The organism is Streptomyces sp. NPDC048111, from assembly GCF_043202815.1.
GTDB lineage: Bacteria > Actinomycetota > Actinomycetes > Streptomycetales > Streptomycetaceae > Streptomyces.
Genome location: NZ_JBIDBD010000001.1, coordinates 561080 through 587018, shown reverse-complemented (window position 1 = coordinate 587018; position 25939 = coordinate 561080). Strand labels below are relative to the sequence as shown.

Annotated in this window: 21 protein-coding genes; 12 read left to right on the top strand and 9 right to left on the bottom strand. The window is 73.6% G+C overall.

Going from position 1 to position 25939, the window contains the following annotated elements:
- Positions 1-75: 75 nt before the first annotated feature.
- From ACGF3I_RS02665 to ACGF3I_RS02650, 4 genes are read left to right on the top strand one after another with little or no spacing between them, the layout of a single operon-like run.
- Entirely contained in the window at positions 76-3309 is a 3234-nt protein-coding gene (locus tag ACGF3I_RS02665) for an amino acid adenylation domain-containing protein (protein WP_393128672.1), read from the top strand.
- The gene (locus ACGF3I_RS02660; RefSeq protein WP_393128671.1) at positions 3309-5198 is read left to right on the top strand and encodes a non-ribosomal peptide synthetase; all 1890 of its coding nucleotides are present in this window, start codon (positions 3309-3311) and stop codon (positions 5196-5198) included. Before ACGF3I_RS02665 ends, ACGF3I_RS02660 begins: the two co-directional genes overlap by 1 nt.
- A 1-nt stretch (position 5199) precedes the next feature.
- Entirely contained in the window at positions 5200-7038 is a 1839-nt protein-coding gene (locus tag ACGF3I_RS02655) for an amino acid adenylation domain-containing protein (protein ID WP_393128670.1), read from the top strand.
- Positions 7028-9886 (top strand): condensation domain-containing protein, encoded by a 2859-nt coding sequence (locus tag ACGF3I_RS02650; RefSeq protein ID WP_393128669.1) that lies wholly within the window; start codon positions 7028-7030, stop codon positions 9884-9886. Before ACGF3I_RS02655 ends, ACGF3I_RS02650 begins: the two co-directional genes overlap by 11 nt.
- Before the next feature lie 24 nt (positions 9887-9910).
- Here the strand turns inward: ACGF3I_RS02650 and ACGF3I_RS02645 are convergent, their stop codons facing one another.
- Complete coding sequence (locus tag ACGF3I_RS02645) at positions 9911-11317, bottom strand: lipase maturation factor family protein (protein ID WP_393128668.1); 1407 nt, start codon at positions 11315-11317, stop codon at positions 9911-9913.
- A 500-nt stretch (positions 11318-11817) separates the two neighbouring features.
- Between ACGF3I_RS02645 and ACGF3I_RS02640 the strand changes: the two genes are divergently transcribed.
- Positions 11818-12222: a peptidase inhibitor family I36 protein gene (locus ACGF3I_RS02640; RefSeq protein ID WP_393128667.1), complete on the top strand. Its 405-nt coding sequence runs from the start codon at positions 11818-11820 to the stop codon at positions 12220-12222.
- Positions 12223-12316: 94 nt separating this feature from the next.
- On the opposite strand, the gene ACGF3I_RS02635 is transcribed toward ACGF3I_RS02640, so the two are convergent.
- Entirely contained in the window at positions 12317-13288 is a 972-nt protein-coding gene (locus ACGF3I_RS02635) for a trypsin-like serine peptidase (RefSeq protein ID WP_393128666.1), read from the bottom strand.
- Between the two features lie 341 nt (positions 13289-13629).
- Between ACGF3I_RS02635 and bla the strand changes: the two genes are divergently transcribed.
- On the top strand, positions 13630-14607 hold the full coding sequence (gene bla / locus ACGF3I_RS02630; protein WP_393128665.1) for a class A beta-lactamase: 978 nt from the start codon (positions 13630-13632) through the stop codon (positions 14605-14607).
- A gap of 88 nt (positions 14608-14695) precedes the next feature.
- Here bla and ACGF3I_RS02625 read toward each other — a convergent pair whose 3' ends face one another.
- Positions 14696-15523 carry a hypothetical protein gene (locus ACGF3I_RS02625; protein WP_393128664.1) on the bottom strand — a complete coding sequence of 276 codons (828 nt, stop codon included), beginning with the start codon at positions 15521-15523 and terminating at the stop codon, positions 14696-14698.
- 576 nt (positions 15524-16099) lie between these two features.
- Between ACGF3I_RS02625 and ACGF3I_RS02620 the strand changes: the two genes are divergently transcribed.
- Positions 16100-16438, top strand: a complete 339-nt coding sequence (locus tag ACGF3I_RS02620) for a thioredoxin family protein (protein ID WP_393128663.1) — start codon at positions 16100-16102, stop codon at positions 16436-16438.
- A 30-nt stretch (positions 16439-16468) separates the two neighbouring features.
- On the opposite strand, the gene ACGF3I_RS02615 is transcribed toward ACGF3I_RS02620, so the two are convergent.
- A complete protein-coding gene (locus ACGF3I_RS02615; RefSeq protein WP_393128662.1) occupies positions 16469-17308 on the bottom strand; it encodes a class I SAM-dependent methyltransferase in 840 nt (279 codons plus the stop codon).
- Positions 17309-17403: 95 nt separating this feature from the next.
- Positions 17404-18687, bottom strand: coding sequence for a PP2C family protein-serine/threonine phosphatase (locus ACGF3I_RS02610; RefSeq protein WP_393128661.1), 1284 nt, complete (start codon positions 18685-18687; stop codon positions 17404-17406).
- Positions 18688-18955: 268 nt separating this feature from the next.
- On the opposite strand from ACGF3I_RS02610, the gene ACGF3I_RS02605 reads away from it, so the two are divergent.
- Positions 18956-19768: a maleylpyruvate isomerase family mycothiol-dependent enzyme gene (locus ACGF3I_RS02605; RefSeq protein ID WP_393128660.1), complete on the top strand. Its 813-nt coding sequence runs from the start codon at positions 18956-18958 to the stop codon at positions 19766-19768.
- Positions 19769-19823: 55 nt separating this feature from the next.
- Here the strand turns inward: ACGF3I_RS02605 and ACGF3I_RS02600 are convergent, their stop codons facing one another.
- From ACGF3I_RS02600 to ACGF3I_RS02590, 3 genes are all read right to left on the bottom strand, one after another.
- The gene (locus ACGF3I_RS02600; RefSeq protein ID WP_393128659.1) at positions 19824-19991 is read right to left on the bottom strand and encodes a hypothetical protein; all 168 of its coding nucleotides are present in this window, start codon (positions 19989-19991) and stop codon (positions 19824-19826) included.
- 246 nt (positions 19992-20237) lie between these two features.
- Positions 20238-20642 (bottom strand): hypothetical protein, encoded by a 405-nt coding sequence (locus tag ACGF3I_RS02595; RefSeq protein WP_393128658.1) that lies wholly within the window; start codon positions 20640-20642, stop codon positions 20238-20240.
- Positions 20643-21079: 437 nt separating this feature from the next.
- Positions 21080-21997 carry a MurR/RpiR family transcriptional regulator gene (locus ACGF3I_RS02590; protein WP_393128657.1) on the bottom strand — a complete coding sequence of 306 codons (918 nt, stop codon included), beginning with the start codon at positions 21995-21997 and terminating at the stop codon, positions 21080-21082.
- A 199-nt stretch (positions 21998-22196) separates the two neighbouring features.
- On the opposite strand from ACGF3I_RS02590, the gene ACGF3I_RS02585 reads away from it, so the two are divergent.
- Together ACGF3I_RS02585 and ACGF3I_RS02580 are read left to right on the top strand one after the other, a co-directional pair.
- Entirely contained in the window at positions 22197-22757 is a 561-nt protein-coding gene (locus ACGF3I_RS02585; protein ID WP_393128656.1) for a hypothetical protein, read from the top strand.
- A 102-nt stretch (positions 22758-22859) separates the two neighbouring features.
- A complete protein-coding gene (locus ACGF3I_RS02580; protein WP_393128655.1) occupies positions 22860-23564 on the top strand; it encodes a DUF305 domain-containing protein in 705 nt (234 codons plus the stop codon).
- A 28-nt stretch (positions 23565-23592) separates the two neighbouring features.
- On the opposite strand, the gene ACGF3I_RS02575 is transcribed toward ACGF3I_RS02580, so the two are convergent.
- Positions 23593-24339: a TetR/AcrR family transcriptional regulator C-terminal ligand-binding domain-containing protein gene (locus ACGF3I_RS02575; protein ID WP_393128654.1), complete on the bottom strand. Its 747-nt coding sequence runs from the start codon at positions 24337-24339 to the stop codon at positions 23593-23595.
- A 112-nt stretch (positions 24340-24451) separates the two neighbouring features.
- Here ACGF3I_RS02575 and ACGF3I_RS02570 point away from each other — a divergent pair, with 112 nt between their 5' ends.
- Positions 24452-25708, top strand: a complete 1257-nt coding sequence (locus ACGF3I_RS02570) for a cytochrome P450 (protein WP_393128653.1) — start codon at positions 24452-24454, stop codon at positions 25706-25708.
- Between the two features lie 23 nt (positions 25709-25731).
- On the top strand, positions 25732-25923 hold the full coding sequence (locus tag ACGF3I_RS02565) for a ferredoxin (RefSeq protein ID WP_393128652.1): 192 nt from the start codon (positions 25732-25734) through the stop codon (positions 25921-25923).
- Positions 25924-25939 lie beyond the last annotated feature (16 nt).

Below are 25939 nucleotides of genomic sequence, written 5' to 3'. Positions count from 1 at the left end.
GACCGGCCGACGCGCCGCCGTGCGCGCGCACGACCGCGCCCCGCACTCCCGACCCGACAACCCAAGGGATCGCCCATGCTCCCCCTCTCCTCCTCGCAGGAGATCGTCTGGCTGCACGAAGAAGTGCAGCCCGGCAGCCGCGCCTACAACTTCACCGCCTCGCTCGACCTGTGGGGCACCCTCGACGTCGACGCCCTGCGCAGCGGACTCACCGCCACGCTGGCGCGGCACACCGGACTCCGGCTCGAACTCGTGCCCGTGGCGGGCTCGATGCCGGGCCAGCGCGTCGCGGACGTCTGCCTGCCGCGGCTGCGCACCGTGGACATCTCCTGGGAAGCCGACCCCGAGACCGTCTTCGAGCAGCTCCTGCGCACCGAGGCGGAGACCCCCCTCGACACCTACGAGGCGCCGCTGATCCGCTGGACCCTCGTCAAGCTCGCCGAGGACCAGCACCGGCTCATCCACGTGGAACACCACCTGATCCACGACGGGCACTCGTTCGCGATTCTGCTGCGCGACGTCTTCAGCGTCTACCGGGCCCAAGTCCTGGGCGAGGGGATCGAGTTGGGCACACCCAGCTCATACGCCGAGCACGTGCGCGCCCGCGCCGAGGACGTCCGCGCCGACGAGCTGGGCGAAAGCCTCGCGTACTGGTCCGACACCCTGCGCGACGCCTCGTTCGACATGCCGCTTCCCGGCCTCACCCGGCCCGGCGCCCGGCGCCGCCACCACGGCGGCCAGCTGCGTCAGGCCATCGGCGCCGACCTCGCGGAGCGGCTGCGCGCCCACACCCGCGAGCGGGGCCTCACCCCCTTCGCCACCCTCCTCGGCCTCTTCGCCGAACTGTTGCGACGCCACAGCGGACGCAGCCAGATGGTGGTGGGCACCGCCGTGGGCAACCGGCCGCGCGGCTACGAAGACGCGGTCGGCATGTTCGTCAACACCATCCCGCTGCGCCTCGCCCTGGACGCCGGCGCCCCGGCCGAGGACGCCATGGACGAGGTCACCGACACCCTCATCCGGGCGCTCCCGCATCAGGAGGTGCCGGTCCAGGAACTGACCCGGGCGCTGGGCCTGCACACATCGGGCGCCGACAACCCGCTGTTCAGCGTCATGTTCAGCGCCCATGACGCACCCCTGCCCGAACTCGACGTGCCCGGCCTCGACATCACGCTGTTCGAGGGCTTCAACACCGGCACCACGCGCTTCGACCTCGATGTGGTGCTGCTCCCCGACGACCGGCGCGGAGTGAGCCTGCGCCACGGCGCGGCCGGCATGACGCTCGTCTGGGACTACGACGCCGACCTGTTCGGCGAGGACGTGGCGAAGCTCCTCGCCGAGCGTTTCCTCGACCTGCTGCGCGCCTACCTCGACGCGCCCGCGACCGTCCTCGCCGAACTCGCCCCGCCCGAGGCCCCGCCGCGGCCGGCCCCCCTGCCCACGCTGCCCGAGGGCGACCCGCTCGACCCCGCCGCCACCCAGGACCCGTCCCTGCCCGCCGTCCTGATCGGCGCCCGCCGGATCACCTACGGCGACCTGGACGCCCGGGTCGCCTCGCTGGCCGGGCGCATGACGGCCGCCGGGATCACCGCCGGACGCCCCGTGGCCGCGGTCCTGCCGCGCGGGCTCGACTCGGTGGTGGCGCTCCTGGCCTGCCTGCGCACCGGGGCGGTGTACTGCCCGCTGTCGCCGTCCGACCCGGCCGCCCGCGTCGAGCTGCTCCTCGACCGACTGGCGCCCGCGCTCGTCCTGACCACCGGGGACAGCCCGGTCCGCGTGCCCGAGGGCCTGCCGAGCGCGTCCGTCGACGCCGCCGTGCTGCCCGCCGCCCGCCCGGGCGAGGCCGTGCCCGGCGCCGCGTACATCATCCACACCTCAGGCTCGACCGGCATACCCAAGCCGGTGGCGGTCGGACGCGATGCCCTGGTGAGCCACCTCACCGGCACCGCCCGGCGGTTCGGCCTCGCGGCGGGTGACCGGGTGCTCCTGTTCGCCCAGCCGTCCTTCGACGTGTCCCTCGAAGAGGTGCTTCCCTCGCTCCACGCGGGCGCCTGCCTGGTCGTGCCCGAGCAGGACGTGCCGACCGGCTCCGAACTCGCCGAGCTCCTCGCCGCCGCCCGCGTCACCGTGGCCAACCTGCCCACCAGCTACTTCCTCGCCACCCGCGAGGACCTTCTGACGGTCCTGCGCGACGGCCGCTGGTCGCCGCGTCTGCTCGTCCTCGGCGGCGAACGCATCCCGGCCGACGTGATGCGCACGTTCTTCGACGCCACCGACGCCGGGGCCGGCACCCCGTTCTCCGTCCTCAACGTGTACGGCGTCACCGAGGCGGCCATCAGCTCGACCGTCCACGAGATCACCCGGGACAGTCTGGTCGAGGGCGCCGAGATCCCGCTGGGCCGCGAACTGCCCGGCGAGCGGATCCACGTCCTGGACGAGGGCCTGCGTCCGCTGCCCGCCGGCGCGGTCGGTGAACTGGCCATCGCAGGTGCCGGGCTCGCCGAGGGGTACCTCAACAACCCCGAGGCCACCGCGGCCCGCTTCGTCTCCGTGGCCGCGCTCGGCGGTGAACGCGCCTACCTCACCGGCGACCTCGGATACCGCGGCGAGGACGGCCTGCTGCGCTTCCTCGGCCGCCGCGACAACCAGATCAAGCTGCGCGGCTACCGCATCGAACTCGAAGAGGTCGAGAGCGCCGCCTCCGCCGCGCTCGGCGGCCGGTCCTGCGCGGTCGTCCTCGACGCCACGTCCGGCGGCGACCCCCGCCTGGTCGCGTTCCGCGAGCGCGCCGACGAGGTCGAGGAGTGGGACGAGCAGGCGCTGCACGCCGAGCTCGGCACCCGCCTGCCCGGCGCCCTGGTGCCCGGCCGCTGGGTGCTCCTGGACTCCATGCCGACGCTGGCCGGCGGCAAGCCCGACCGGACGGCCCTGGCCCGCATCGCCGCCGAACTGGCCCCCGCCGCCCCGGTGCAGGAGGCGCGGCCGACGGCGGATCCGGCACGCTCGGACGACCCGGCCGTCGTGCTGCTCGCGGAGGGCTGGCGCGAGGTGCTCGGGCACGACCGCTTCGAGGAGAGCTCCCACTTCTTCCGCATCGGCGGCCACTCGCTGCTCGCCGCGCAGCTGGCGGCCTGGCTGGAGCCGCGCCTGGGCGAGCGCCCCTCGCTGCGCCTGCTCTTCCAGCACCCCGTCCTCGCCGACCAGGCGCGCGCCCTCGCACGGACCGCCACCACCGCCTCCGCCGAACCCGCCGCCCGCGCCGCCGGTGAACCCGCCGCCACCGCCCTCGCCACGCCCAAGGAGTCCTGATGACCGAGCAGTTGATGGACCGTCGGGCCACCGCGTCCGCGGAGCCCGCGCCGAGCGTCCTGCGCGGCGCCCCGGTGGCCGGGGCCGCGCCGACCGGCGTGCTCGCCCGCTACGAGCGGTGGGTACGCACCACACCCGGGGCGCCCGCGGTGATCGACGGCGCGTGCCGCTGGAGCTATGCCGAGCTCGACGCAGCGGCCGACGTCATCGCGAAGGGCCTGGAGGGCCGGGTGCGGCCCGGTGACCTCGTCGGCGTGTGCCTGGACCGCTCGGCCGCCCTGGCCGCCACCGCGGTCGCCCTCGCCCGGCTCGGCGCGGTCTACCTGCCGCTCGGCCCGCGCCCGGGGGAGCGCCGCATCCAGGCCGTCACCGAGGACATCGCCGTGGTGTGCCTCATCGGCGACCCGGACGTACTGCCGGAGCGCCAAGAAGGCGCCGAACAGGTCGAGTTGACGGTACCGGTCGAGGGGGTGAACGCCGCCACCTCGGTCGTGGCCGCCTTCGGGCCCCTGGCAACCGGTGCGCGGACCGCGCCGCCCGAGGCGCTGTACGCCGTCCTCACCTCCGGCTCCACCGGTCGCCCCAAGGCGGTCGCCGTGGCCGAACCCTCCCTCGCCGCCCTGCTCGACTTCTACCGCGCGGAGACCGGGATCGCGCCCGGCGACCGGCAGTCCCTGCTCATCGGCGTCGCCTTCGACCCGCACCTCCTGGAGCTGTGGGCCGGCCTGACCTCCGGCGCGGCCCTCGTACCGGCCCCCGACGACGTCCGCTGGGACCCGGCCGCGCTCACCGCCTGGTGGCGCGACGCGGAGATCACCCTCGCGGTGTCGGCCACCCCCATGATCGAACCGCTCCTCGACCGGCCCTGGCCGCAGGACCTGAAGCTCCGTCACCTCATGGTGGGCGGCGACCGGATGCGCCGCAGGCCCGGCCCCGACGTGACCGCCACCGTCCACAACGCCTACGGTCCCGCTGAAGCCACCGTCGTCACCACCACCCACGCCATGCGCCCGGACGACCCGGACGTCCACGACACCGCCGCACCGTGCATCGGCACCCCGATGGCGGGCGCGACCGTCGCCGTCACCGACGCCGACGGCGCCGTCGTGGCCCGCGGCGAGGACGGCGAACTGCGCATCGGCGGAAGCTGCCTCTCCCTCGGCTACCTGGACCCCGAGCTGACCGCCCGCCGCTTCACCGCCGCCCCCGAAGGGGTCGCGGACACCGACCGCATGTACCGCACCGGCGACCGCGTGCGGATGCTCGCCGACGGGCGCCTGGAATTCCTCGGCCGCCTCGACGACCAGGTCAAGATCAGCGGCGTGCGCATCGAACCCGCCGAGGTGGAGGCCGCGTTCGAGCACGACGAGCACGTCCGCAGCGCCGTCGTCACCGCACCCCGTGACGCCGAGGGACGCGCCCGCCTGGTCGCCCACGTCCTGCCGGCCCCGGGCACCGCGCCCGCGGCCGACGCCCTTCTGGCCGCCGTCCGCGCCTGGCTCCCCGAGCAGGCCGTGCCCTCGACGGTGCGGATGGTGGACGCCTTCCCGCTGGACGCCAACGGCAAAGTGGACCGCCGGGCCCTGCTCGACGAGACCGGGCAGGCACCGTCCGCCGCCGCGGCCGAGCTGCCCGCCGACGCCACCGCCGTCGAGATCCTGGTGCTCACCGCCGTCCGAGATCTGCTCGGGCGCCCCGGAACCACCCTGGACGACAACTTCACCGACGCCGGCGGCACCTCCATCCTCGCGGCCCGCCTCCTGGCCGCCCTGGAGAAGGAGAGCGGTGTCCGGCTGCGCGCCCCCGAGCTGCTGCGCCAGCCCGACCTGCGCGCCATCGCCGCCGTACTCGACAAGCGCCGTGCGGCGGCGCGCACGGCGGGGTCCTGACATGACGACCCCGCTGCCCCCGCTCCACGACCCGAAGGACGCGACCGTGACCGTGCCACGCACCGGCCTGCCCGCCCTGGTGGCGCGGCACGCCCAGGACACCCCGCACGCCCTCGCGGTGGCGGACGGCGACACCACCCTCACGTACGCGCAACTCGCCGCAGCCGCCCGCCGGCTAGCCCGCCACCTCCAGGACCGGGGCGTGCGACCCGGCGACGCGGTCGCCCTGCTCATGCCCCGCTCGGCCGGGACCGTCGTGGCCCAGCTCGCCCTGTGGTGGGCCGGCGCCACCTGCGTCCCCCTCGACCCGGCACACCCCCGCCCCCGTACCGCGGCCATGCTCGAAGACTCCGGCGCCACGCTCACCGTCGGCGACCGCAAGCTCCTGGAAGCCGCCGCGCCGCCCGGGCCCGTCCTCGCCCTGCCCGGCGACGAGGAGCTTTCCGGAGACGGCCTGCCGGGCGAGGGCCCCGGCCCCGAAGAGACCGCGTTCGTCATGTTCACCTCCGGCTCCACCGGGCGTCCCAAGGGCGTCGCGATCCCGCACGGAGCCATCGCCGAACTCGTCACCGACCCCGCGTACGTCACGGTCACCGCCCGCGACCGGGTGCTGCTGCACTCCCCGGCGACGTTCGACGGCTCCACCTTCGAGACATGGTCCGCGCTCGCCAACGGCGCGGCCGTCGCGGTGTGCACCACCGAACGGCCCTCCTTCGAGGATCTGGCCAAGGAGGTGGAGCGGCACGGCGTGAGCGTCGCCTTCTTCACCACCGCCCTCTTCCACCAGCTCGCCGCCCGCCGCTCCCGCGTCTTCTCGCTGCTGCGCACCGTCGTCGTCGGCGGCGAGGCGATGGCCGCCCAGCACGCCCGCGCGGTGCTGCGCGCCTTCCCCTGGGTGGAACTCGTCAACGGCTACGGCCCCACCGAGACCACCACCTTCGCCACCGCCCACCGCGTCGCCGACGCCGACTGCGACGGACCGGTGCCCATCGGCCGCCCCGTCGCCGGCGCCACGGCCCACATCCTCGACGAGGCCGGCCGGCCCGTCGGTGAGGGCGCCCGCGGCGAACTGTGGATCGGCGGCAGCCGCCTGGCCCGCGGTTACACCGGGCGGCCCGAGCTGACCGCCGAACGGTTCGTGGAGCACCCCGCGCTCGGCCGCCTCTACCGCACCGGCGACCTCGTCCGTGCCCGCCCCGACGGCGTCCTCGACTTCCACGGCCGCACCGACGACCAGGTCAAGGTGCGCGGCTTCCGCATCGAGCCCGGCGAGATCGAGCACGCGCTGCGCGAGCAGCCCGACGTGGACGACGCGGCCGTCACCGTGCGCCGCCCCACCCCCGAGGACGCCCGACTGGCCGCCTTCGTGGTGGCCGCGCCGGGACCGGTGCCCCGCTCCGAATCCCTGCTCGCCCGCCTCGCCGCCGTCCTGCCCGCCCACCTGGTGCCGGACGAGCTGACCCTGGTCGACCGGCTGCCGCTGACCACCTCCGGCAAGGTCGACCGCCGGGCCCTCGCCGACCTCGCCACGGTGGACGGAACTCTCGGCGCGGCCCTGCCCCTCACACCGCTCCAGGCGGCCGTCGCCGAGGTGTGGAGCCGCTCGCTCGGCTGCGAGGTGACCCGGCCCGACGCCGACTTCCTCGCCCTCGGCGGACATTCCCTGCTCGCCCTGGTCGTCGCCGAGGACCTGCGCGAAGACCTCGGCGTGGAACTGTCGCTCGCCGACTTCTTCGCCGCTCCCACGGTGGCCGGACACGCCGCCCTCGTCGAGCGCGCCCTGCTCGACGCCCACACCGATCTGCACCCCGACGCGCCCGAGGACACCGATGGCCACTGACACCTCCGCCGCCCTGCAGCAGGAGCTGCTGCGCCGCGCCCGTGCCCGCGCCGCCGGCCGGGCCACGGCCCCCGCACCCGCCGCGCCCCGCGACAACGGACCCGCCCCGCTCACCCACGCCCAGCGCCGCATGTGGCTGATGGAACGCCTGGGGCAGAGCGGCGCCCAGTACAGCGTGCCGTTCGCGACCCGGCTGCGCGGCCCGCTCGACCTCGCCGCGCTGGAGGCCGCGCTCACCGAGCTGGTACGCCGCCACGAGATACTGCGCACCCGCTACGGCCGCGACGGCGAGGAGCCGTACCAGGAGGCGCTGCCCGCCCCGGAGCGGATCCGGGTCGAGACCGCCGACGCACCGGACGACGGAGCGGTCCTGCTCACCGAGGAGGCCCGCCGCCCCTTCGACCTCGCCGAGGGCACCCTGCCGCGCGCGCTCGTCCTGCGCCACGGCCCGCAGGACCACACCATTCTGCTGACGTTCCATCACATCGCCATCGACGGCGGCTCGTTGGAGACCGTGGCAGAGGAACTCGCCGAGCTCTACGAGGCCACCGTCGACGGCCGCCCCCACACCCTGCCCGAGCCCCCGCAGTACGCGGACTTCGCCCGGCGAGAACACGCCGGCGCGGCCCGCCTCGACGACGGTCTCGCCCACTGGACCCGGCGGCTCGCCGGCGCCACCGCGCCCCGCCTGCCCCGGCCGAGCGTCCCGCCCGCCGACGCGGCCGCTCACCCGGCGGCGACCCACACCGTCCCGCTCGGCGACCAGGTGCTGCCCGCCCTGCGCGAGCTGGGACGTGGGCAGCGCGCCACCGTGTTCACCGTCGGCCTGGCCGCCGCGTTCGCGGCCCTGCACCGCCTCACCGGCGAGCTGGACCTCGTCATCGGCTGCGCCGCCACCCACCGCGAGGGCCCGGCCATGCGCGGCCTGGTGGGGCTGTGCGTCAACACCCTGCCGGTGCGCGTCGACCTGTCCGGCGACCCCGCGTTCTCGGCCCTGGTCGAGCGCGTGCGCGACGCGCTGCTGGAGGCGCAGCAGCACCGCGAGGTGCCGTTCGACCTGATCCTGGAGCGGCTCGGTGCGTCCGCCCGGGGCGACGACGGCACCGCGCTCGTCCGCGTCACTTCGGACGTGGTGGGCCTGCCAACCGCACTGCGACTGCCGGGACTTGAGGCGGAGCCGGTGGAAGTGGGTGTGGGCGAGGCCAAGTTCGACCTCACCTTCGGGCTGCTCGACACGGACACGCCGCAGAGCCTCGTCCAGTTCGGCCGGTCCGCCCTGGACGAGGAGACGGGCCGGTCCCTCGCGTCCTCCTTCGCCGAACTCCTCGGCGCCGTCGCGGCCGACCCCGCACTCCGGCTCTCCGGGCTGCCCGGCCGGCTCGCCCGGCCGCAGCCGCACACCTGCCACCCGGCGCAGGCCCGCCTGCTGGCCCATCCCGACGTGGCGGACGCTCATGTGCCGGACGCCGCGGGCGGCCCCCTGCTCGCCTACGCGGTCCTCGGCCGCACCGGAGGACCCTCGCCCGTCCAGCTCCGCGCCCAGCTGCGCCGCGTCCTGGCCCGCGAACTCGTCCCGGCCGCGGTCGTCCTGCTCGACGCGATGCCCCGCGCGGCCGACGGCTCCGTGGACCACGCCCGCCTCCCCGCGGCCCCGCCGCGTCCCGCGCCGCACAGCCCTCACATCGAGCCGGTCACGGAGGCCTTCGCGGGGCTGCTCGGCCAACGGCCGGGCCCCGACGACGACTTCTTCGCCCTCGGCGGGCACTCGCTGGCCGCCGTGCAGCTCGCCGAACGCCTGCGCTCCGCGCTCACCCTGCCCCTGGTCGGCCTCGACATCATGCAGACCCGCACGCCCCGGGCCGTCGCGGACCTGCTCGACGCGCGCGCCGCGGAGCGGGCGACCGCGGTCGCCGCCGCCCCGGCCCGCTCGGCGCGACCGCGCCGGACCCGCGAGGGCACGGTCCTGGTGACCGGCGGTACGGGAGGCGTCGGCGCGTTCGTCCTGCGGGAACTGGCCGCGCGGGGACGGCCGGTGCTCGCGCTCGCCCGCCCCGAGTCGGCGCACCTGGTCGGCGGCGACGGCGTCGAGGTCATCGAGGGCGACCTCGGCGACCTGGACAGTCTGCGCCGGGCCGTCGAGGGGGCGGACGCGGTGATCCACGCCGCGTGCACCTTCACCCGGCCCGAGGTGGACGTGGCCGCGATGCGGGCCATGGTCGAGGCCTGGCGCGGCGGCCCCTTCGTCTTCGTGAGCAGCGTGGACGCCTACGGGCACCCGGCGGGCCCGCAGGTGGCCGAGGAGTCGGCCTCGCAGGCCCCGGTCAGTCCGTACGGGCAGGCCAAACTCGACTGCGAGCGGCTCCTGTTGAACGCGGCAGGCACCGAAGGCCGCGGCGGCGCGAGCGCGGTGCGCTCACCGATCGTGTGGGGGGCCCACGACCGTCTGCGCGACCAACTGCGCTGGGGGGCAACGGGGTTGCTCTACCAGGCGGCCCTCTCCGGCAGCCCCATCACACTGCCCGCGCCCGGCGCGCGCGGCCACGACTGGTACGGGGCGCCCTGGGTGCACGCGGCGGCCCTGGCCCGCGCCGTGGCCTCCTGCGTCGAGGCGCCCGTGCACGGTGTGGCCAACGCGGTCAGCGGCCATGTGTCCTGGTCCGACCTGACCGCCGAACTGGTGGCCCTGCTCGGCAGCGACAGTGCCGTGAGCTTCGGCGACGAGGTCCACCGCGACCTCGACCACCGCTGGCACTACCGGGCCGACCGCCTGGCGTCCGCCCTGCGCCCGGCACCGGGCGAGGACCTGCACACGGTCCTGGCCGCGATGATCGAGCCGATGGAGCGGTAGCCCCGCCCGGCCCGGACGGCGGCCTCAGCGCAGTCTCGTCGGAGGCAGGAACTCGCGGGGCGCCTCCCGGTGCCACCACGCGCCGGTGGCGCGGAGTTCCTGCCACGTCGTGAACCGGTAGCGCCAGATCCTGGCGCGGACATGCACGGGCGGGGCGTCCGGGAACGGGTTGTGGCGCAACAGGCGTACGGTGTCGGGGTCGTTGACCAGGAGCCGGTCCACGAAGGCGCCGAACCAGGGGTGTCCGTAGGACGGCGAGAGCGCCAGGAACCAGAGCATCCAGTCAAGTCGCAGGTGGTAGGGCGCGAACTGGCGCGGCAGCCGTCGCACGTCGCCCGGCTTTCCGTGGAACGCGTACTCCCGCCAGAGCGTCCGCCCGGTCAGCTCCGTATCCGTCGTGCCCTCGATGACGACCTCGCGCCGCAGTCGCGTGATGCTGCCGAAGGCCCCGTACGAGTTCACCAGACGCAGGGGCTCGTACGACGTGTTCATCCGCTGTCCGCGCGACAGGAGGTTGAGGGCCGGCCGCCGGCTGAGGACCAGGACGAGGGCGGCCACCGCGAGCACGACGATCTCGTACCAAAGCGCGGGGTCCGGAAGCGGCGGCGGGGCGGCGAACGGCGACCCGTCGAGGGCCGAGGCCGCCAGGACGATGGTCAGCCAGTTGAGCCAGGCGAAGTTCCCCGACAGGACGAGCCACAGCTGGGTGAGGACGATGAGGCACGCGGCCCCGGCCGCCACCGGCTGGGGCGTGAACAGGGCGAAGGGCACCACGAGTTGGACGACGTGGTTGGCGGCGGCTTCCACCCGGTGCAGGGGCTTGGGCAGATGGTGGAAGAACCAGCTGAGCGGGCCGGGCATCGGCTGGGTCTCGTGGTGGTAGTAGAGGCAGGTCAGATCGCGCCAGCAGGAATCGCCGCGCCACTTGATGAGCCCGGCGCCGAACTCCACGCGGAACACCACCCAGCGCAGCAGCCACATGAGGACCACGGGCGGAGCCACCTCGTCGTTGCCCAGGAACACGGCCAGGAACCCGGTCTCCAGGAGCAGCGACTCCCAGCCGAAGCCGTACCAGGTCTGACCCACGTTGACGATCGACAGGTACAGCGCCCACAGCACCGCCCAGCACACCATCGCCGCCCACAGGGGCACCGCGTCCGCCGCTCCCGCCACCAGGGCGGCGGACAGGAGCGCGCCGGCCCACGCGCAGGCGGCGAACAGGCCGTCGGAGTACCGCAGGTGGAACAGGCTCGGCGCCGCACGGAACGGCACGCGGCGGACGAAGGCCGGCACCGGCAGCATGCCCTTCTCGCCGATGAGCGCCCGGAACTGTAGCGCCGCCGCGAGGAACGCCACCAGGTAGACGGCGGCCAGCGAACGCTGGAAGACCAGCCGGCCGAACCAGTACGCCGACGACGAGAACCAGTCCACGGGGGCGCCTCCAGGGCGGGATGGGCGGCGGGGGAGTCCGCGTGCCTCTTCGTAGCGGGTGGCGCGCACGGGGTCGAGCCGCCCGACGGCCGCGTCACCCGCTCGCCCGACAATCGTGATCATCGCAAGACGCGGGGGGACACCGGCCGCATCGCGCCGGTACCGGTGGCTGTGACCGAGACCCGACCGGCCGGTTCCCGCTCGGTCCACGCCCGCAGCCCTGAACCCGCCCCCTCCCCGCCCCGGCACTCGCCGCACACCCTTCCCGGCGTCCCCGGCGGTGTGGCGGAGAAGGAGCGTCCGAGCGGACGGGCTTGACAGGCCGGCCCGAACTGCCAATAACACCATGGCAGTTGACGATGTGCTTCCAGTCGGCCGGTAGGGATCTGGCCGGGACGGGGGGTGCGTGCGAGGGTCTTGGTCGCCGCAGAGGTCATCGCGCGCAGGCACCAGGGCCCGGCACCGGGCCGGTCCCGCTCATCCCGGCAGGGGAAAACAGCATGGCAATGCGCACCACCACCAAGGCCGTCCTGGGCATCGGCGCCCTGGCGCTCTCGCTCGTCGCCACCACATCGGGGGTCGCCTACGCCGGCCCGCACGACAACAACGGCGCCACGGTGTCCGGCGTCGCGGGCGTCAGCCCCAGCGAAGGCTGTACGCCCGGATACTTCTGCATCTACACCGGAAGCGACTACACCGGCACCATGTTCCGGATGTACCACTGCGTCGAGTACAACCTCAACAACTGGAACGGGGTCGGCTCCTGGATCAACGACAACACCGGCGGAGCCCACGCGCTGATACAGGACCGCAACTACAACACACTGGTCGACACCGACCCCACCAACAACTGGTACAACGGCAGCTACAACTTCTCCCCGGCCTGGCACGTCAAGGCGTGTTGACACGCCGTCAGCGCGGTGTGGGGTGTGCCGCCTGACCCCGCACCGCGCGCGGTCCGCCGCAGTGAGCCACGTCAAGGGGAGACGGGCACGGCCCTCACGTGTTCGGCCCGGCCGGCGGGGCGCCGGTCGTCGCGGCTTCGTAGAGGGCCTTGACGGCGGTGCCGAAGTACGCGCTGTAGGAGACCTGCGGGGTGTTGCCGCCGGTGTGGTAGCCGCCGATGATGCCCACCACGCCCCAGCCGCCGCCCCAGGGAACCAGCATGGGGCCGCCGCTCGTGCCGCCCACGAAGCCGTCGCACGGGATGCGTTCGAAGGTGCCCGGGTCGGCCGGGTCGTCGCTGACCCACTTGCCGGTCGCGCTCAGGCACTCCAGCGGTTTCCTGGCCCCGCCGGGATACCCGATCATCCGCACGGGGACGTGGACGTATCCGGTCCCGGTGAGCAGCTGGACCCCGCCGACCGCGTCCTCCAGACGCCGGCCGTCCTCGTTCGGCCCGGTCACCGCGAACCCGAAGTCGTAGGCGGCGCCCGCGTGTTCACCCCGGTCGTAGTACTCCTGCGGGACGTACACGCCGTTGTCCGTGACGGGGAAGATGCCGAAGGGCGTCAGGCCGTCGTGGAACTGCGGCACGAAGCCCAGATGACGCCTCGGTGAGCTCCCGGCATACCCCTTGAGGCAGTGTCCGGCGCTGAGCACCAGAGCGCGCCCGGGGCTGCGCACCACCGAGCCGCTGCAGGTGCGTCCGGTGCCGGCGGCGTCCGTCCAGAAGAAGGTGCCGGCCTGCGGGATGCCGTCGAAGCTCTTGCTCGGCGGGATGATCTCGCCCGGTCGCGGCCCGTCCACACCGGGCGACGTGGTGCGGGTGGCAGCCGAGCGGTCCCGGCCGGTGTCGGCGGGCACCGCCGCCGACATCCGGGCCGGCGTCCAGTAGGCACTCAGTCCGGCCGCGTCCGGCCGGGCCGCCGCCGTGGCATCCTCGGCGAGCGCGGCGGGGCTCAGGCCCATGGCCACGAGCAGAGCGGCCGCGAGCCCGGCAGCGCGTCGGTTGATCCTGCTCCTGCGCACCAATGATTCCCCTCTGCCCGTACACATGTGACGGCTCACCATACGCAGGCCGCGGTCATGTGCAGAAGTGCGCCGAGCCGCCGGGCGCGGCGGCGCGCGGGAGCGCAGGGGGCGTGCGGCCATGGTGGCGAAAACCATGTCCGGGCTCGGCCCCACCGGGTGGTGCACGGGCGCGACCCCTGGGTGTTGGCGGTGCCAGGACAGGAAGGCGTGAGGCGACCGAAAGGGCCCGTGAGCCCCTGCGAACTGCGGTCATAGGCAATCGGTTATGCACGCGTTCCCGGGTCGCCTCTTGGACGAGGCGGGGAGGGCCCTGTTCTGCTGGAGCCATGCGAGACAACATGACACGCCCAGCCTCCCCGCGTCGCTCCGGTGCGAAGTGGCCCGCCGCGGCGCTCGCCCTCGTGGTGCTCACCACCGGCGCCGCCGCCACCGCGCAGGCGGCCGAACCCCACGACCGGAGCGCCGCGCCCACGTTCTCGGCGTCCGCGCCCCGCCCGGCGGGCCACACCCTCGCCGTGGCCGACGACCTGCGTGAGCTGGAGACCTCCCAGCACGTACGGATCGGCGCGTACGCCCTCGACACCGCGACCGGACGGACCGTCAGCTACCGGGGTGGCGAGAAGTTCCCCTCCCTGTCCACGTTCAAGGCCATGGCATGTGCGGCCGTGCTCGACCGGGCGCGGCACGCGGAGCCGGACCTCCTCGACAAGGTCGTCCACTGGGAGCCGGGCGACGAGGTGCCCAACTCGCCGGTCACCAAGGGCCGCGGCGCCCAGGGCATGACCGTCGCCGACCTCTGCCACGCCGCCATCACCCAGAGCGACAACACCGCGGGCAACATGGTGCTGCGCCAGATCGGCGGGCCAGTGGGCATGACCCGCTACTACCGTTCCCTCGGCGACGCCGTCTCCCGGCTCGACCGCTGGGAACCCGAGCTGAACGACTGGCGGCCCGGCGAGCGCCGCGACACCACCACCCCCGCCGCCATGGGCCGCGACCTGGCGCGGACCTCCCTGGGCAGCGGCCTGGCACCGGCCGACCGCGACCGGCTGAACGACTGGCTGAAGGCCACCATCACGGGCGGCGAGCGCATCAGGGCCGGCCTGCCCAAGGACTGGACCGTGGGCGACAAGACGGGCACCAGCGACGCCTACGGCTCCGCCAACGACATCGCCGTGGCCTGGCCGAAGTCGGGGCACCCGGTGATCATCGCCATCTACACCAACCACACCACCGCCGACGCCCCCGCGGACAGCGCGGTGATCGCGGCGACCGCGTCGGCCCTCGTGAAGGGACTCGGCGTCCCCACCGGCTGAGCCTCAACCGGCAGGTGTGGCCGCTCTGTTGGCGACGGGTCGACCACACCCGCCGAGTCGGGTCCCCGGGCATCCGGGGCCGCCGCGGTCAGGACGTGAACCCCACATGCACATGGTCATGATGTGTGGTGTCCGAGAAGAACTGGTTCGCCGTGGTGCCGCCCGTCAGTTGTACGGGACCGCCGACGTTGTACGAGCCGGCCGCCGCCGCTGCCCGCATGAACGACGCGATCAGGCCGCGTGAGGTCGACGGGTCGACCACAGGACGGCCGTCGATGCGCCAGACGTCGAAGGCGCGGCCGAGCGGATGGTCGCTGGGGCGGTCCGTACCGAACACGTCGAGCGGGTGGCCGGAGCGGACGACGCTGACCGAAAGCCGGTAGGTTCCCGCGAGTTGGAGCATCGCCCGCAGCACGCTGGAGTGCACGGCGCCGCTGCGGATGTCGGCGCCCGAGGCGGGCGGCAGTTCGATCCGGGACTGGGCCAGCACGTCGCGGGCCGCCGCGTCCAGAGGTTTGGCCGGGCCCGGCGCCGCGGGGTGGAGCGCGGTGACCGCCCAGCGGCCGGAGTCGCGGCTGAGACGCACGTCGACGGTCGTGCCGCCTGGCCGCACGGTCCCGCCGATCAGGGTGGGCTGGTCGCAGACGACCAGGACGCTCGCGCTGTCGGCGAGCAGGCCCCCGTACTGGGCATCGATCACCCGGACCACCGCCGCCTCGCCCGCAGGCGTCAACGAGCCCGTCTCGTCGGCCAGTTGCGCCGCCAGATCGTCGGGTACGCCGAGGGCGGCGGCGCGTTCGGCAGCCGCCTGCCGGGTACCGCCGCCCGGGGACCAGGTGCCGAGCGCCTCCACGAGCCGTACGGCCGCCACCTTGGCCGCGGGCTCGATCTCGCCCGCCCTCGGCTGCCACGGCACGGCCCGGGGCAGCTCACCCGCGGGGCCGGCGGATGCGGACGGCCGGCCGGATGCGGAGGCCGAGCCGGGCGACAGTGACCCCGTAGGCGTCGGCGTCGCGCTCGTGACACCGGCCGCGCCCGATGACGACGTCGTACCGTCCGAGCACCCCACCACGCCCCCCGCACACCACGCCACCGCACCCGCAAGGGCCGTACGACGTGCGAGGACACGGGGTGGTGGCGGGCTGGACGGGGGCGGCAGAACCATGGTGACCGGCTCCTCGGACGCGTGGGCGTACGGAAATGCCGCCAGTATCCGCCCAGGGGCCGCCGACGCCGCGCGCCTCGCCGGACGGGGCCCACGACCGGCTGTGCGGCGGGGTCCGCGAGGAGAGCGGTCCACAGAGAGCCGAGGCGAGCAGCCCGCAGAGAACAGTGGCCGTGCGAGAACGGGAACCCCGGCGAGGACGGCGGTCCCGCCGGGGCGGTCGCGCCGGGCCCTGTGGACACGGGCCATCATGGACTCGCCGCACTCACCCCGAGCGCCGCGCGGCTTACCCACCCGCCGCACCCACCCCTCCCCACGAGGAGCACCATGGCCCGCAGGGTCCACCAACCCCAGGAGAACGAGGAGTTCGACTTCATCCTCGCCCGGGCCGACGGCCCCGTCCTCGCGTACTTCAGTGGCACGTGGCCGAAGGCGGTCGCGGCCTGCAAGGAGATGGACACGGTCGTGGGTGACATCGCCGATGAGTACGCGGGGCGTCTGACCGCCGTCAAGGTGGACATGACCCGCTGCCCGGAGCCGGTGCGGCGCCACGGTGTCACCGCCGCACCCTCGGTCGTCCTGATCAGGGACGGGGACGCGGTCGCCCTGGAGACCGGACCGATGGACCGCGCCGCGCTGAGGGCCTTCCTGGACGGCCGCCTCTGACACCGTCCGGCCGGCCGGTGGGTGCGGGGCCTACTGCTTGAGGGCGACGGTCACCACGAGCGGCGGGTTTCGCCGTTCGGCCGCCCAGTCGTGCCCGGCCACATGGTCCGGGTCGGCCACCCCGTCCGCCTCGTCCGGGGTCGGATGGTGCTGCGAGGACGGGGTGAATCCGGCCCGCTCCAGGAGCCCCGCGATCGTTTCGGGTGGCCAGGCGTGGTTGGGCATGGCCTGCCAGCTGCCGTCCGTGCGGCGCAGTCGTACGGTCATGAACTGCCCGGGGCGGTAACCGACCCCCGGCTCGCCCACCCGGAGCGAGGCGTACTCGATGCCGCCGCACGCCGGGTCCGTGCTGAGCAGGACCAGCGGCGCGGCCGGCCGCAACAGCCGGCGGATCTCGGCGAACACGCTCAGGACGGCCCGCTCGTCGGGCAGCGAGGCCAGCACGTGGTTGCACATCGCCGCGTCCGCGCAGGCATCGGGCAGGCCATCGGCGCGGCCGTCGCGGACCAGGTGGTACTCCGCGCCGGGTGTGCCGAGGCCGCGGGCGAGTGCCAGCATCTCGGGGGAGGTGTCCACGCCGATGATCCGCACCCCGAGCTGCCGGGCGGCCCGGCCGGCCACCGTGCCGGGCCCGCACCCGAAGTCCAGCAGGACGTCGTCGGCCCCGGTCCGCCCGGCCAGGGCGCGGAACACGAACGGGTAGCCGAGCAGCCAGTCGGTCGCCGCATCCACCGCCGCGAAAGCCCGCGCACCCTCCTGCCCCGACCAGGCGGGCCCCGGCCCGGGCCGCTCGGGCCTCCGGTCGCGCCCGTCCGCAGGCTCGCGTCGGCCGTCAGGGCCCGCCCGTTCGCCCGCTGATTCCCGCGGCATGGCCCGGCTCCTTCCTCAGCCGCGTACGCCTACGCGTACCTGTCCGCGTACATCCACGAGTACGTTGACGCGTACGTCCACGCCACGTCCACGCGTCAGGCCCAGCGCGTATGCGCCCTCCTCCCATCATCGAACCGCCACGGGCGCGGCGCATGCCGTCCGCCGGGTCCGGGGAGCCGCTCGATGGCCAGCATCGCGGCGTCGTCCCCCAGCGTCCCTGCCGGTGTGTGGGCGAGCAGGTCGCCGACGAGGTGGTCGAGCAGGGCGCGGGGACCCGTGCCGGTCCAGGCGGCCGCGCGCTCCGCGAGCGGATAGAAGTCACCCGCCGCGTCACGTGCTTCGAGAACGCCGTCGGTGTACAGGAGCAGGATGTCGCCGGGCTCGAACGAGAAGCCCTGGACGGCGAGTTGGGCCTCCGCGAGGCCGGCGAGCCCGAGCGGCGGCGCCGGATCCTCCACTTCCAGCGGGATCACTGTGCCCGCACGCAGAAGCAGTGGCGGAGGATGACCGCAGTTCACCAGATGGACGGCATGACCGAGATCCGGGATGTCGACGACGGCCGCGGTGATGAACGCCTCGCTGTGGTCCTGGGGATCGGCGTCGAGTGCGAGGCCGGAGTCGGAGACGGGCCCGGGGCCGGAGCCGGGGCCGTCTCCGGGCCGCAGGTCGTCGTCCGCGCCGGGAGCGGTGCCGGGGGAGTGGCGGGTACGGTCCAGGTCGGGGGCGACGGCACGTTCCAGATAGGCGACCAGATTCGCGAGGTCGTCCTCCTGATGGGCGGCCGCCCGGAACGCCCCGAGCACGAGCGCCGCGTCCCCGACCGCCTCAAGTCCCTTCCCCCGTACGTCCCCGATGATCAGGCGGGTGCCGTGGGAGGTGCGGGCGGCGGCGTACAGGTCGCCCCCGATCCTGGCCTCGGCCGCGGCGGCCAGGTACACACTCGCGACGCGCAGCGGGCCGAGCCGCTCGCGCACGGGGCGCAGCACCACCTGCTGGGCGGCCTCGGCCACCGAACGCAACTGCCCCAGCTGTCTCTCGTGCACTTCCCGCAGATGGGCGAAGACCGTCACGAACACCGAGATCACGATCAGCGTGATGATCTGGAAGGTGTGGTTGAGGTCGGTGACGCTGCCCCGCAGCATCGCGACGACCACCTGCGCGAGGACCGCGACCGCGCCGATGGATCCGGTGATCCGCGGGCCCGCGAACGACGCCGTGACGGCGGGGGCCGCGGCCAGGAACGGCCCGAGGTGCACATCGGGGGGTACGAGCAGGTCCCCCACCGTGACCAGGGTGATCATCGCCAACGGCACCGCGAGGAGGACGTGCCGCGGCGCCAGGGAGCCGGGCAGGGGCCCGCGTGGTACCTGAGGATCCATCCCCCCTGGATACACCGCACCGCCGCCCCCGCCCGGCAAGCCCGGCCGAGCGGACCGAGCGCACCGCGCGCAGTGGAGCCCGCCCCTTCGGATCCGGCACCCCGGGAGCACACCATCGGGCACCGCGGAGCAGACTGATCGGGAACGCTCGGTCGGGTCGGCGACGGTCGGCCGACAGGTCGGTGATGATCGTTGGACCGGACGGCACCGGACGGGACCAGACCGGACGGGACCGGACCGCGACAGCACGAACGAAGAGGTGTCACCCATGGACAGGGCCGGAAACATGGACAGGGCCGGAAACAGTGACGCGGGCGTGGACCCCGCGACCCTCTGCCGCGCGGTCTTCGACGAGACCGCGCGCTTCGTGGCGGTCGTGGCCGACGCGGATCTGTCCACCCCGGTGCCCAGCTGTCCCGGCTGGACGCTCGTCGACCTGATCCGGCACACCGGGAGCGTGCAGCGCGCGTTCTCCGGGCTGTTGCGCCAAAAGGTCCAGGAACGGCCGCTGACCCGCGACGTCGAACTCGGCCTGCCCCGCAGCGACGACGGCTACCCCGCCTGGCTGGCCGCCGGTGCCGAGATCGCCCACCAGGCTTTCGCCGGGACCGACCCGGACGCACCGATGTGGGTGTGGGGCGCGGACCCGCATGCCCGATTCTGGATGCGGCGCATGCTGCACGAGACCCTGGTGCACCGTGTCGACGCGGAACGTGCCCTGGGTCTGCGGGCCGCCATCGACCCCGCCCTGGCCGTCGACGGGGTGGACGAGTTCCTGGTCAACCTGCCCTTCGCCGCCTCGTTCGCTCCCAAGACCCTGCAACTGCGCGGCCAGGACGAGACGATCCGGTTCCGCTGCGCCGACCGCGCGGGCGACTGGCTGATCCGTCTGCGCCCCGACGGCTTCGGCCTCGTGCCCCCTCCCGCCGACGCGGCGGTGGCGGCGGACACCACCGTGGAGGGGCCCGCCGCCGATCTGCTCCTGCTGCTGTACGGACGCGTCGACCGTGCGGCGGACGCCCTCTCCGTCTCCGGGGACCAGCGGCTGCTCGCGCACTGGGTGGACAACTCCGTGTTCTGAGGACCATGGGTCCCGGGGCGTGACCGTGACACCCCCAACGCGCCCTGCCTGACGGCTAGTTGTGTCCGAATCGCCGTGGCTGCTTGTGCGAGGCCTCGGGCATCGGGTGCGCCGCGGTGGGGGTCGTGGCGGTCTTCGTCTGTTCCTTGAGGTCGGGGGTGGTGCTCCGGTCGTGGCCGCCGGTGCGTGCTCCCCGGTTCTGGCGGGTCTGCTTCTTGCTCATCGTGGTCGCCCCCTGCTGGGCGGGTCGGAGGTTGAGCCACTTCCACGCTCGCACGCGCCGTGACGGATCGCATCCGGGTACCTGAGGGTGGTCACCTGTGGGCGCTGCGTCGTCCATGGCGGGGACGAAGCCCGGGGCGGGTAGCGGAAGGCCGGGGGCTCAGCGTGTGCCGAGGGTGCGCCGTACGCCTCCGGGGACAGGCCCGTGACGCGGGCGAAGGGTCGGCGCAGTCGCGGAGCTTCCCCCTCACCTGCGCGGCATGGTGGTCCTGCGGGGTGTGGGGCCGTCGTCCATGAGGGCCTCCATGACGAGGCGCACGCCCCGCGCGAGGCGGCCCAGTTGTTCGAGCTCCATCGCGTACATCCGGATCGTGTTCTCGATGACGGCCGGGGCCACGCCCAGGGTGGGCAGTTCGGCGCGGCTGGTCTGGAGGGCGACGCGCACCGCGCGTATCTCGTGCTGCACCTGTATCTGGGCGTGCCGCGCGAGCAGGACGTGGTGGCGGATGAGGGGGGAGTAGCCGGCGTAGCGGGCCGGCAGCAGGTCGCGCAGCCAACGGGTGGCGGTGCGCTCCCAGTCACGGGTCCCGGGGGGCTTGACCTGGCAGGGCCAGTCCGGGCTGAGCGTGGTGGTGGGGGCGGTAGGGGACATTCTCGTCGCTTCCGATGGTTGTCGAACTCTGATCGAGAGGTGGGGGCGGCCCCGGCTCAGGGGTTAGCCGAGGCCGCCAGGGGCGGGGCCACCGGGTCCGACAGCCTGGAACGGACAGCCGGCGCGGCGTGAGGAGGGGGAGCGCCACGCCGGCTGTTCGTTCTCAGAGGACTGGGGTCGCTCTCCTTGGCGTGGGGGAGATCGGTGGCAGCCACGGCTCAGTAAACATATATACCGTTGAGTAAACAAGGGTATGAAAAAATTCATGCGCCGTGATGTTGTGAAGATCCCGCACGGCGGAGCGGACAATTCCGGTCCTGCCGGGAAGAAACGGGAGGGCCGATCCCGCGGGCCCCGGTGGGGATGACCGTCTCGGCGGACGTGGCGGTCCGGCGGATGTGACGGTGCCGCCGGGCCGAGCGGGGTGACCGCGCGGGTCAGAGGAAGAAGCCGTGCTTGTCGGCCGCCTGCTCGTACTCCTCCAGGCGTGCCTGTGTCCGCTCCGGGTCGGCGTCGGCCATGGCCTGGAGCAGCGCCGCGGCGAGGACGCCGGGCGCCGCGTACGAGTCGAAGACCAGCCGGGACCCGGTCCCCGCGGTGAGCGCCACATCGGCCTCGTCGACCAGCGGGCCCAGTGTGGTGTCGGTGACCAGGGCGATGCGCAGCCCGGCGCTGCGGGCGGCCTTCAGGGCCGCCAACGTCTCCTTGGCGTGCCGGGGCATGGCGAACGCGAGCACCCAGGTGCCGCCGGCCGAGCGGGACTGGAGCAGCGCGTCATACGCAACGCTCCCGCCACGTGTCACCAGCCGCACATCGGGATGGATGCGCCGTGCCGCGTACGCGAAGTACTCCGCGAGCGAGACGGAGATGCGCAGACCGAGCACGGTCAGCGGCACCGAACCGGCCAGCTCGCGGCCGATCTCCAGGACCTGGGTGGTGTTGGCGACCAGGCGCCGTACGTTCAGCAGATTCTCGATCTCGGCGTCGACGGCCGCCTGGAGTTCGTTGTGCCGGCTCTCCTCGCGGCCCTCGGGGGTGCCGGCCACCGCGCTGAGGGCGATCGGCTGGAGCACCTCGCGCAGGGCGGGATAACCGCTGTAGCCGAGGGAGGAGGCGAACCGGGTCACGGACGGCTGGCTCACGCCGACCCGCTCGGCGAGTTCGGTGATCGAGAGGAACGCGGCGTCCCTGAGGTGATCGATCAGGTATTGGGCGATGCGCCGCTGCCCGGGGGAGAGGCGGTGGCCGTCGAAGAGCGCGCGGACCCGGTCCGCCGGAGCGCGCTCGTGGTCCGAGGGCTCCCCGCTCGGCGTGATCGCGGCCGACTGGGCGCGTACCTGCTGCCCCGATGACACCGGCGGGCCTCCTTCTCAAGCCACATGTGCTCAAAACATAGCTCACCCTTGTGGCGGACCAGCCCGAATTCCACCACTGACCTGGTTACTTCGGAGTGCCGCACGGGCCACGAGCCGGCGACGGTCATCAGTTCGGCGCGTCCGGGCGGGACCCTGCGCGTGCCGGAGTGTGCTGCCCCTCCATAAACCCGGTGGGGGTATGGTCGAGCTCGACGTGACGCATGTGGACTTGGTGCGCAGAGGGAAGGGCAGGTCGGTCGTGGGCGGCAGGCGGACACATGAGGCGCGGGTCTCCCGTCTCCTCGTGCTGTGTGCCGTTCTGTTCGGCCTCTTCCTGATGCACGGCGCCCCGGCGAGCGCGGCCGGGGGATGCCACGGCGACCTCACCATGACGCCGTCGATGAACGCGGGTCCGGCTCATGCTCCGATGGCCGCGGACCACACCGGCTCGCATCCCCGCATGGGTGTGGAGCCGGACGCAGGACGCGCCCACATGGGTCGCGACCACACTGCCTCGTCCTCCGTCGCCCCCTATGCCGCCCCGCTCGCCCTCCCCATGGGCAGCGAGCAGTGTGTGTCCACCCCCGCGCGGGACCGGCTGCCGCTCGCCGCGGCCGGGCTCTTCGCGCTGCTCGGATTCGTGTGCGTCGTCGCGGGGGCATGCCACCGACGTCGTGGCGAGCTGCCCGGCACGGCGCGGCGCGGGCCGCCGTTCGGTGGCAGAGGTCTGCTCCTCCAGGTGTGCGTCGCGCGGACGTGACGGGAGCGCCCGATACGGCCCCGGCCGGATCGGCGAAGCGTTCCGCTCCCTTCACCTTCACGCGCCCGACGCGGGCGCGACCCCCTGGAAAGAGCACACACGATGTCCGTTTCCTCTTCCGTTCCGCCGTCGCCCTCCTCCGTTCCGCCCGCCCCCTCCTCCGTACGCCGCTGCCTCGCGGCCGTCGCCGCGGTGGCCGCCCTCACGGTCGCTCTCGCTGCCTGCGGGTCGGCGAAGGACTCCGACGGTGCGGCGGCGCCCGCCCGGCACCACGGTCCGAGCAGCGCCGCGTCGTCCGGCGGCCCCTCGGCCGGGGGTGCCTTCAACGACGCGGACGTGCGGTTCGCCCAGCAGATGATCCCGCACCACCAGCAGGCCATCGAGATGGCCGGGCTGGCCGACGGCCGTGCCACCGACCCCGAGGTCAAGCGCCTGGCCACCGCGATCCGCAAGGCCCAGGACCCCGAGATCGCCACCATGAAGGGCTGGCTCAAGTCCTGGGGCAGGCCGCTTCCTTCGGACTCTCCCTCCATGGCGGACATGCCGGGGATGGACCACGGATCGTCCGGCATGCCCGGGATGATGTCCGCCCACGACATGAGCGGTCTCAAGTCGGCCCAGGGCAAGGAGTTCGACCGGAAGTTCGCGCAGCTGATGATCGGCCACCATCAGGGCGCGGTCGCGATGGCCAAGGACGAGCAGGCGAACGGCGGCAATCCGGATGCCAAGAGGCTCGCCGGCAACGTCATCGCCGCGCAGAACGCCGAGATCGAGCAAATGAACAAGATCGTTCAGCGGCTCAAGTAGCGCTCTGCCGAGGGGCTTTGCCCTCGCATCACGTCTCCGTGCCCGGCTCCCGCCGTGCCCACTGCGGCGGGTCCGGGCGCGGGTCCGTGAGGGGGCCCGTCTCCGGCTCCGTGCCGGGCTCCGGTCGCGCGACCCGGTCCGGACCGGCTCCCGCGCCCTGGCTCAGGACGAGCGGCAGATAGACCTCGTCCACGATGTCCACGATGACCTCGTCCGCCACCGGCGCTCCGAACAACAGGAACTGGTTGCGCAGCAGATCGGTCGCGACCGTCGCGCGCCGCGAGGAGAGGATCCGCGGCGCCACCTCGCCGCGCGCGACGGCCCGTTCCAGGACGGTGTGGATCGTTGCCGGACGCAGCGTGTGGATGCGCTCCCTGATCAGTTCGGCCAGCTCGGCATCGCGGGTCATCTCCGCGAGGAGCCCGCGCATGATGCCCCCGAGCGGGCTGGCCATCGTGGCCGCCGTCTGCCGCAGCAGGCCGAGCACATCACCGCGCAGCCCGCCGGTGTCGGGCGGGACGAGATCGTCCACCTTGCCGAACTTGCAGGCGTCGAGCACCAGTTGGGCCCGGCTGGGCCAGCGCCGGTAGACGGCGGCCTTGCCGGTGCGGGCCCGGGCGGCCACCCGCTCCATGGTGAGTGCCGGGTAGCCCACCTCGGTGAGCTCCTCCAGGGTGGCGCGAAGAATGGCGCATTCCAGTTCCTCACCGCGGCGGCGCGGGCCTTTGCGGTGGTCAACGGGGGGTTCTACGGCCGGACCGGTGCTGCTGTGCACCCATGCCTCCCGGGTGTGTCCGATAGGGGCCGTTGCGTTCTCCAGGCGGGACAGCCTAGCCTCCCGTTTAGAGAACTATCCGTTCTTTAATGTCGAGGTTTCGAGGGATTCGATGACCGACACGACGGAGACGACCACCCCCACCCCGGTGCGGACGAGCACCACCCCCCTCCAGGCGAACGAGGCCCCGGCCTTCCCGGCCGACCGCACCTGCCCCTATCAACTGCCCGAAACCTACACCGAGTTGCGCGACCGACCCGGCCCGCTGCACCCCGTCACCCTCTTCGACGGCCGCCGCGCCTGGGTGGTGACCCAGCACGAGACCGCGCGCAGGTTACTCGCCGACCCCCGGATCTCCTCCGACCGCGAAGACCACCGCTTTCCCGCCACCTCGCCGCGCTTCCAGGCCATCCGCGGTGTCCGGCAGTCCTTCATCGGCATGGACCCGCCCGAACACGGCCGCCGCCGACGGATGTTGATCAGCGAGTTCACGGTGAAGCGCATCAAGAACCTGCGCCCGGACGTCGAGCGCATCGTGCACGGCTTCATCGACGACATGCTCGCGGCGGGCCCGCCCGCAGATCTGGTCGCCCGGTTCGCCCTGCCGGTGCCCTCCATGGTGATCTGCGAACTGCTGGGTGTCCCGTACGCCGACCACGACTTCTTCCAGGACGCGAGCCGTCGACTCGTGCAGTCGGTCGACCTGGCCGGCGCCACCGCCGCCCGCGAGGACCTGGACCGCTATCTGGACGGGCTCATCAGCAGGATGCAGGCCGAACCGGGCCCCGGCCTCCTGAACACCCTGGTGGCACGGCAGTTGGCGGAAGGTGAGATCGACCGCGAGGAACTGGTCTCCACCGCGCTGCTGCTGCTGGTCGCGGGGCACGAGACCACGGCCTCGATGACCTCGCTCAGCGTCATCACCCTGCTGGAGCACCCCGACCAGCACGCCGCCCTGCGGGCCGACCCCGCCCTGGTGCCCGCAGCGGTCGAGGAACTGCTGCGCTACCTCGCCATCGCCGACATCGCGGGCGGCCGCGTGGCCCGCGCCGACATCGATGTCGAGGGGCAGCTCATCCGCGCGGGCGACGGCGTGATCGTCAGCAACTCCATCGCCAACCGCGACGGTTCGGTCTTCGCCGATCCGGACCGCCTCGACGTGCACCGAAGCGCCCGCCACCACCTCTCCTTCGGCTACGGGGTGCACCAGTGCCTGGGCCAGAACCTGGCCCGCCTCGAACTGGAAGTCATCCTCACCGCGCTCTTCGACCGCATCCCGACCCTGCGCCTCGCCGTCCCGGTGGACCAACTGCGGCTGCGTCCGGGCACGACCATCCAGGGCGTCAACGAACTCCCGGTCACCTGGTGAACGCCAGGAAGGAAGGAACCCCCATGCGTGTGTCCGCCGACCGGGAGGTGTGCGTCGGCGCCGGACTGTGCGCCCTCACCGCGCCCGCCGTCTTCGACCAGGACGACGACGGTCTCGTCACCGTGCTGGCCCCCGCCCCGGAGCAAGCGCACCGGACAGCTGCCCGCCACGCCGGCGGCCTCTGCCCGTCCGGCGCGGTCCGCATCACGGAGTAGACCCGCTCTTCCTCCG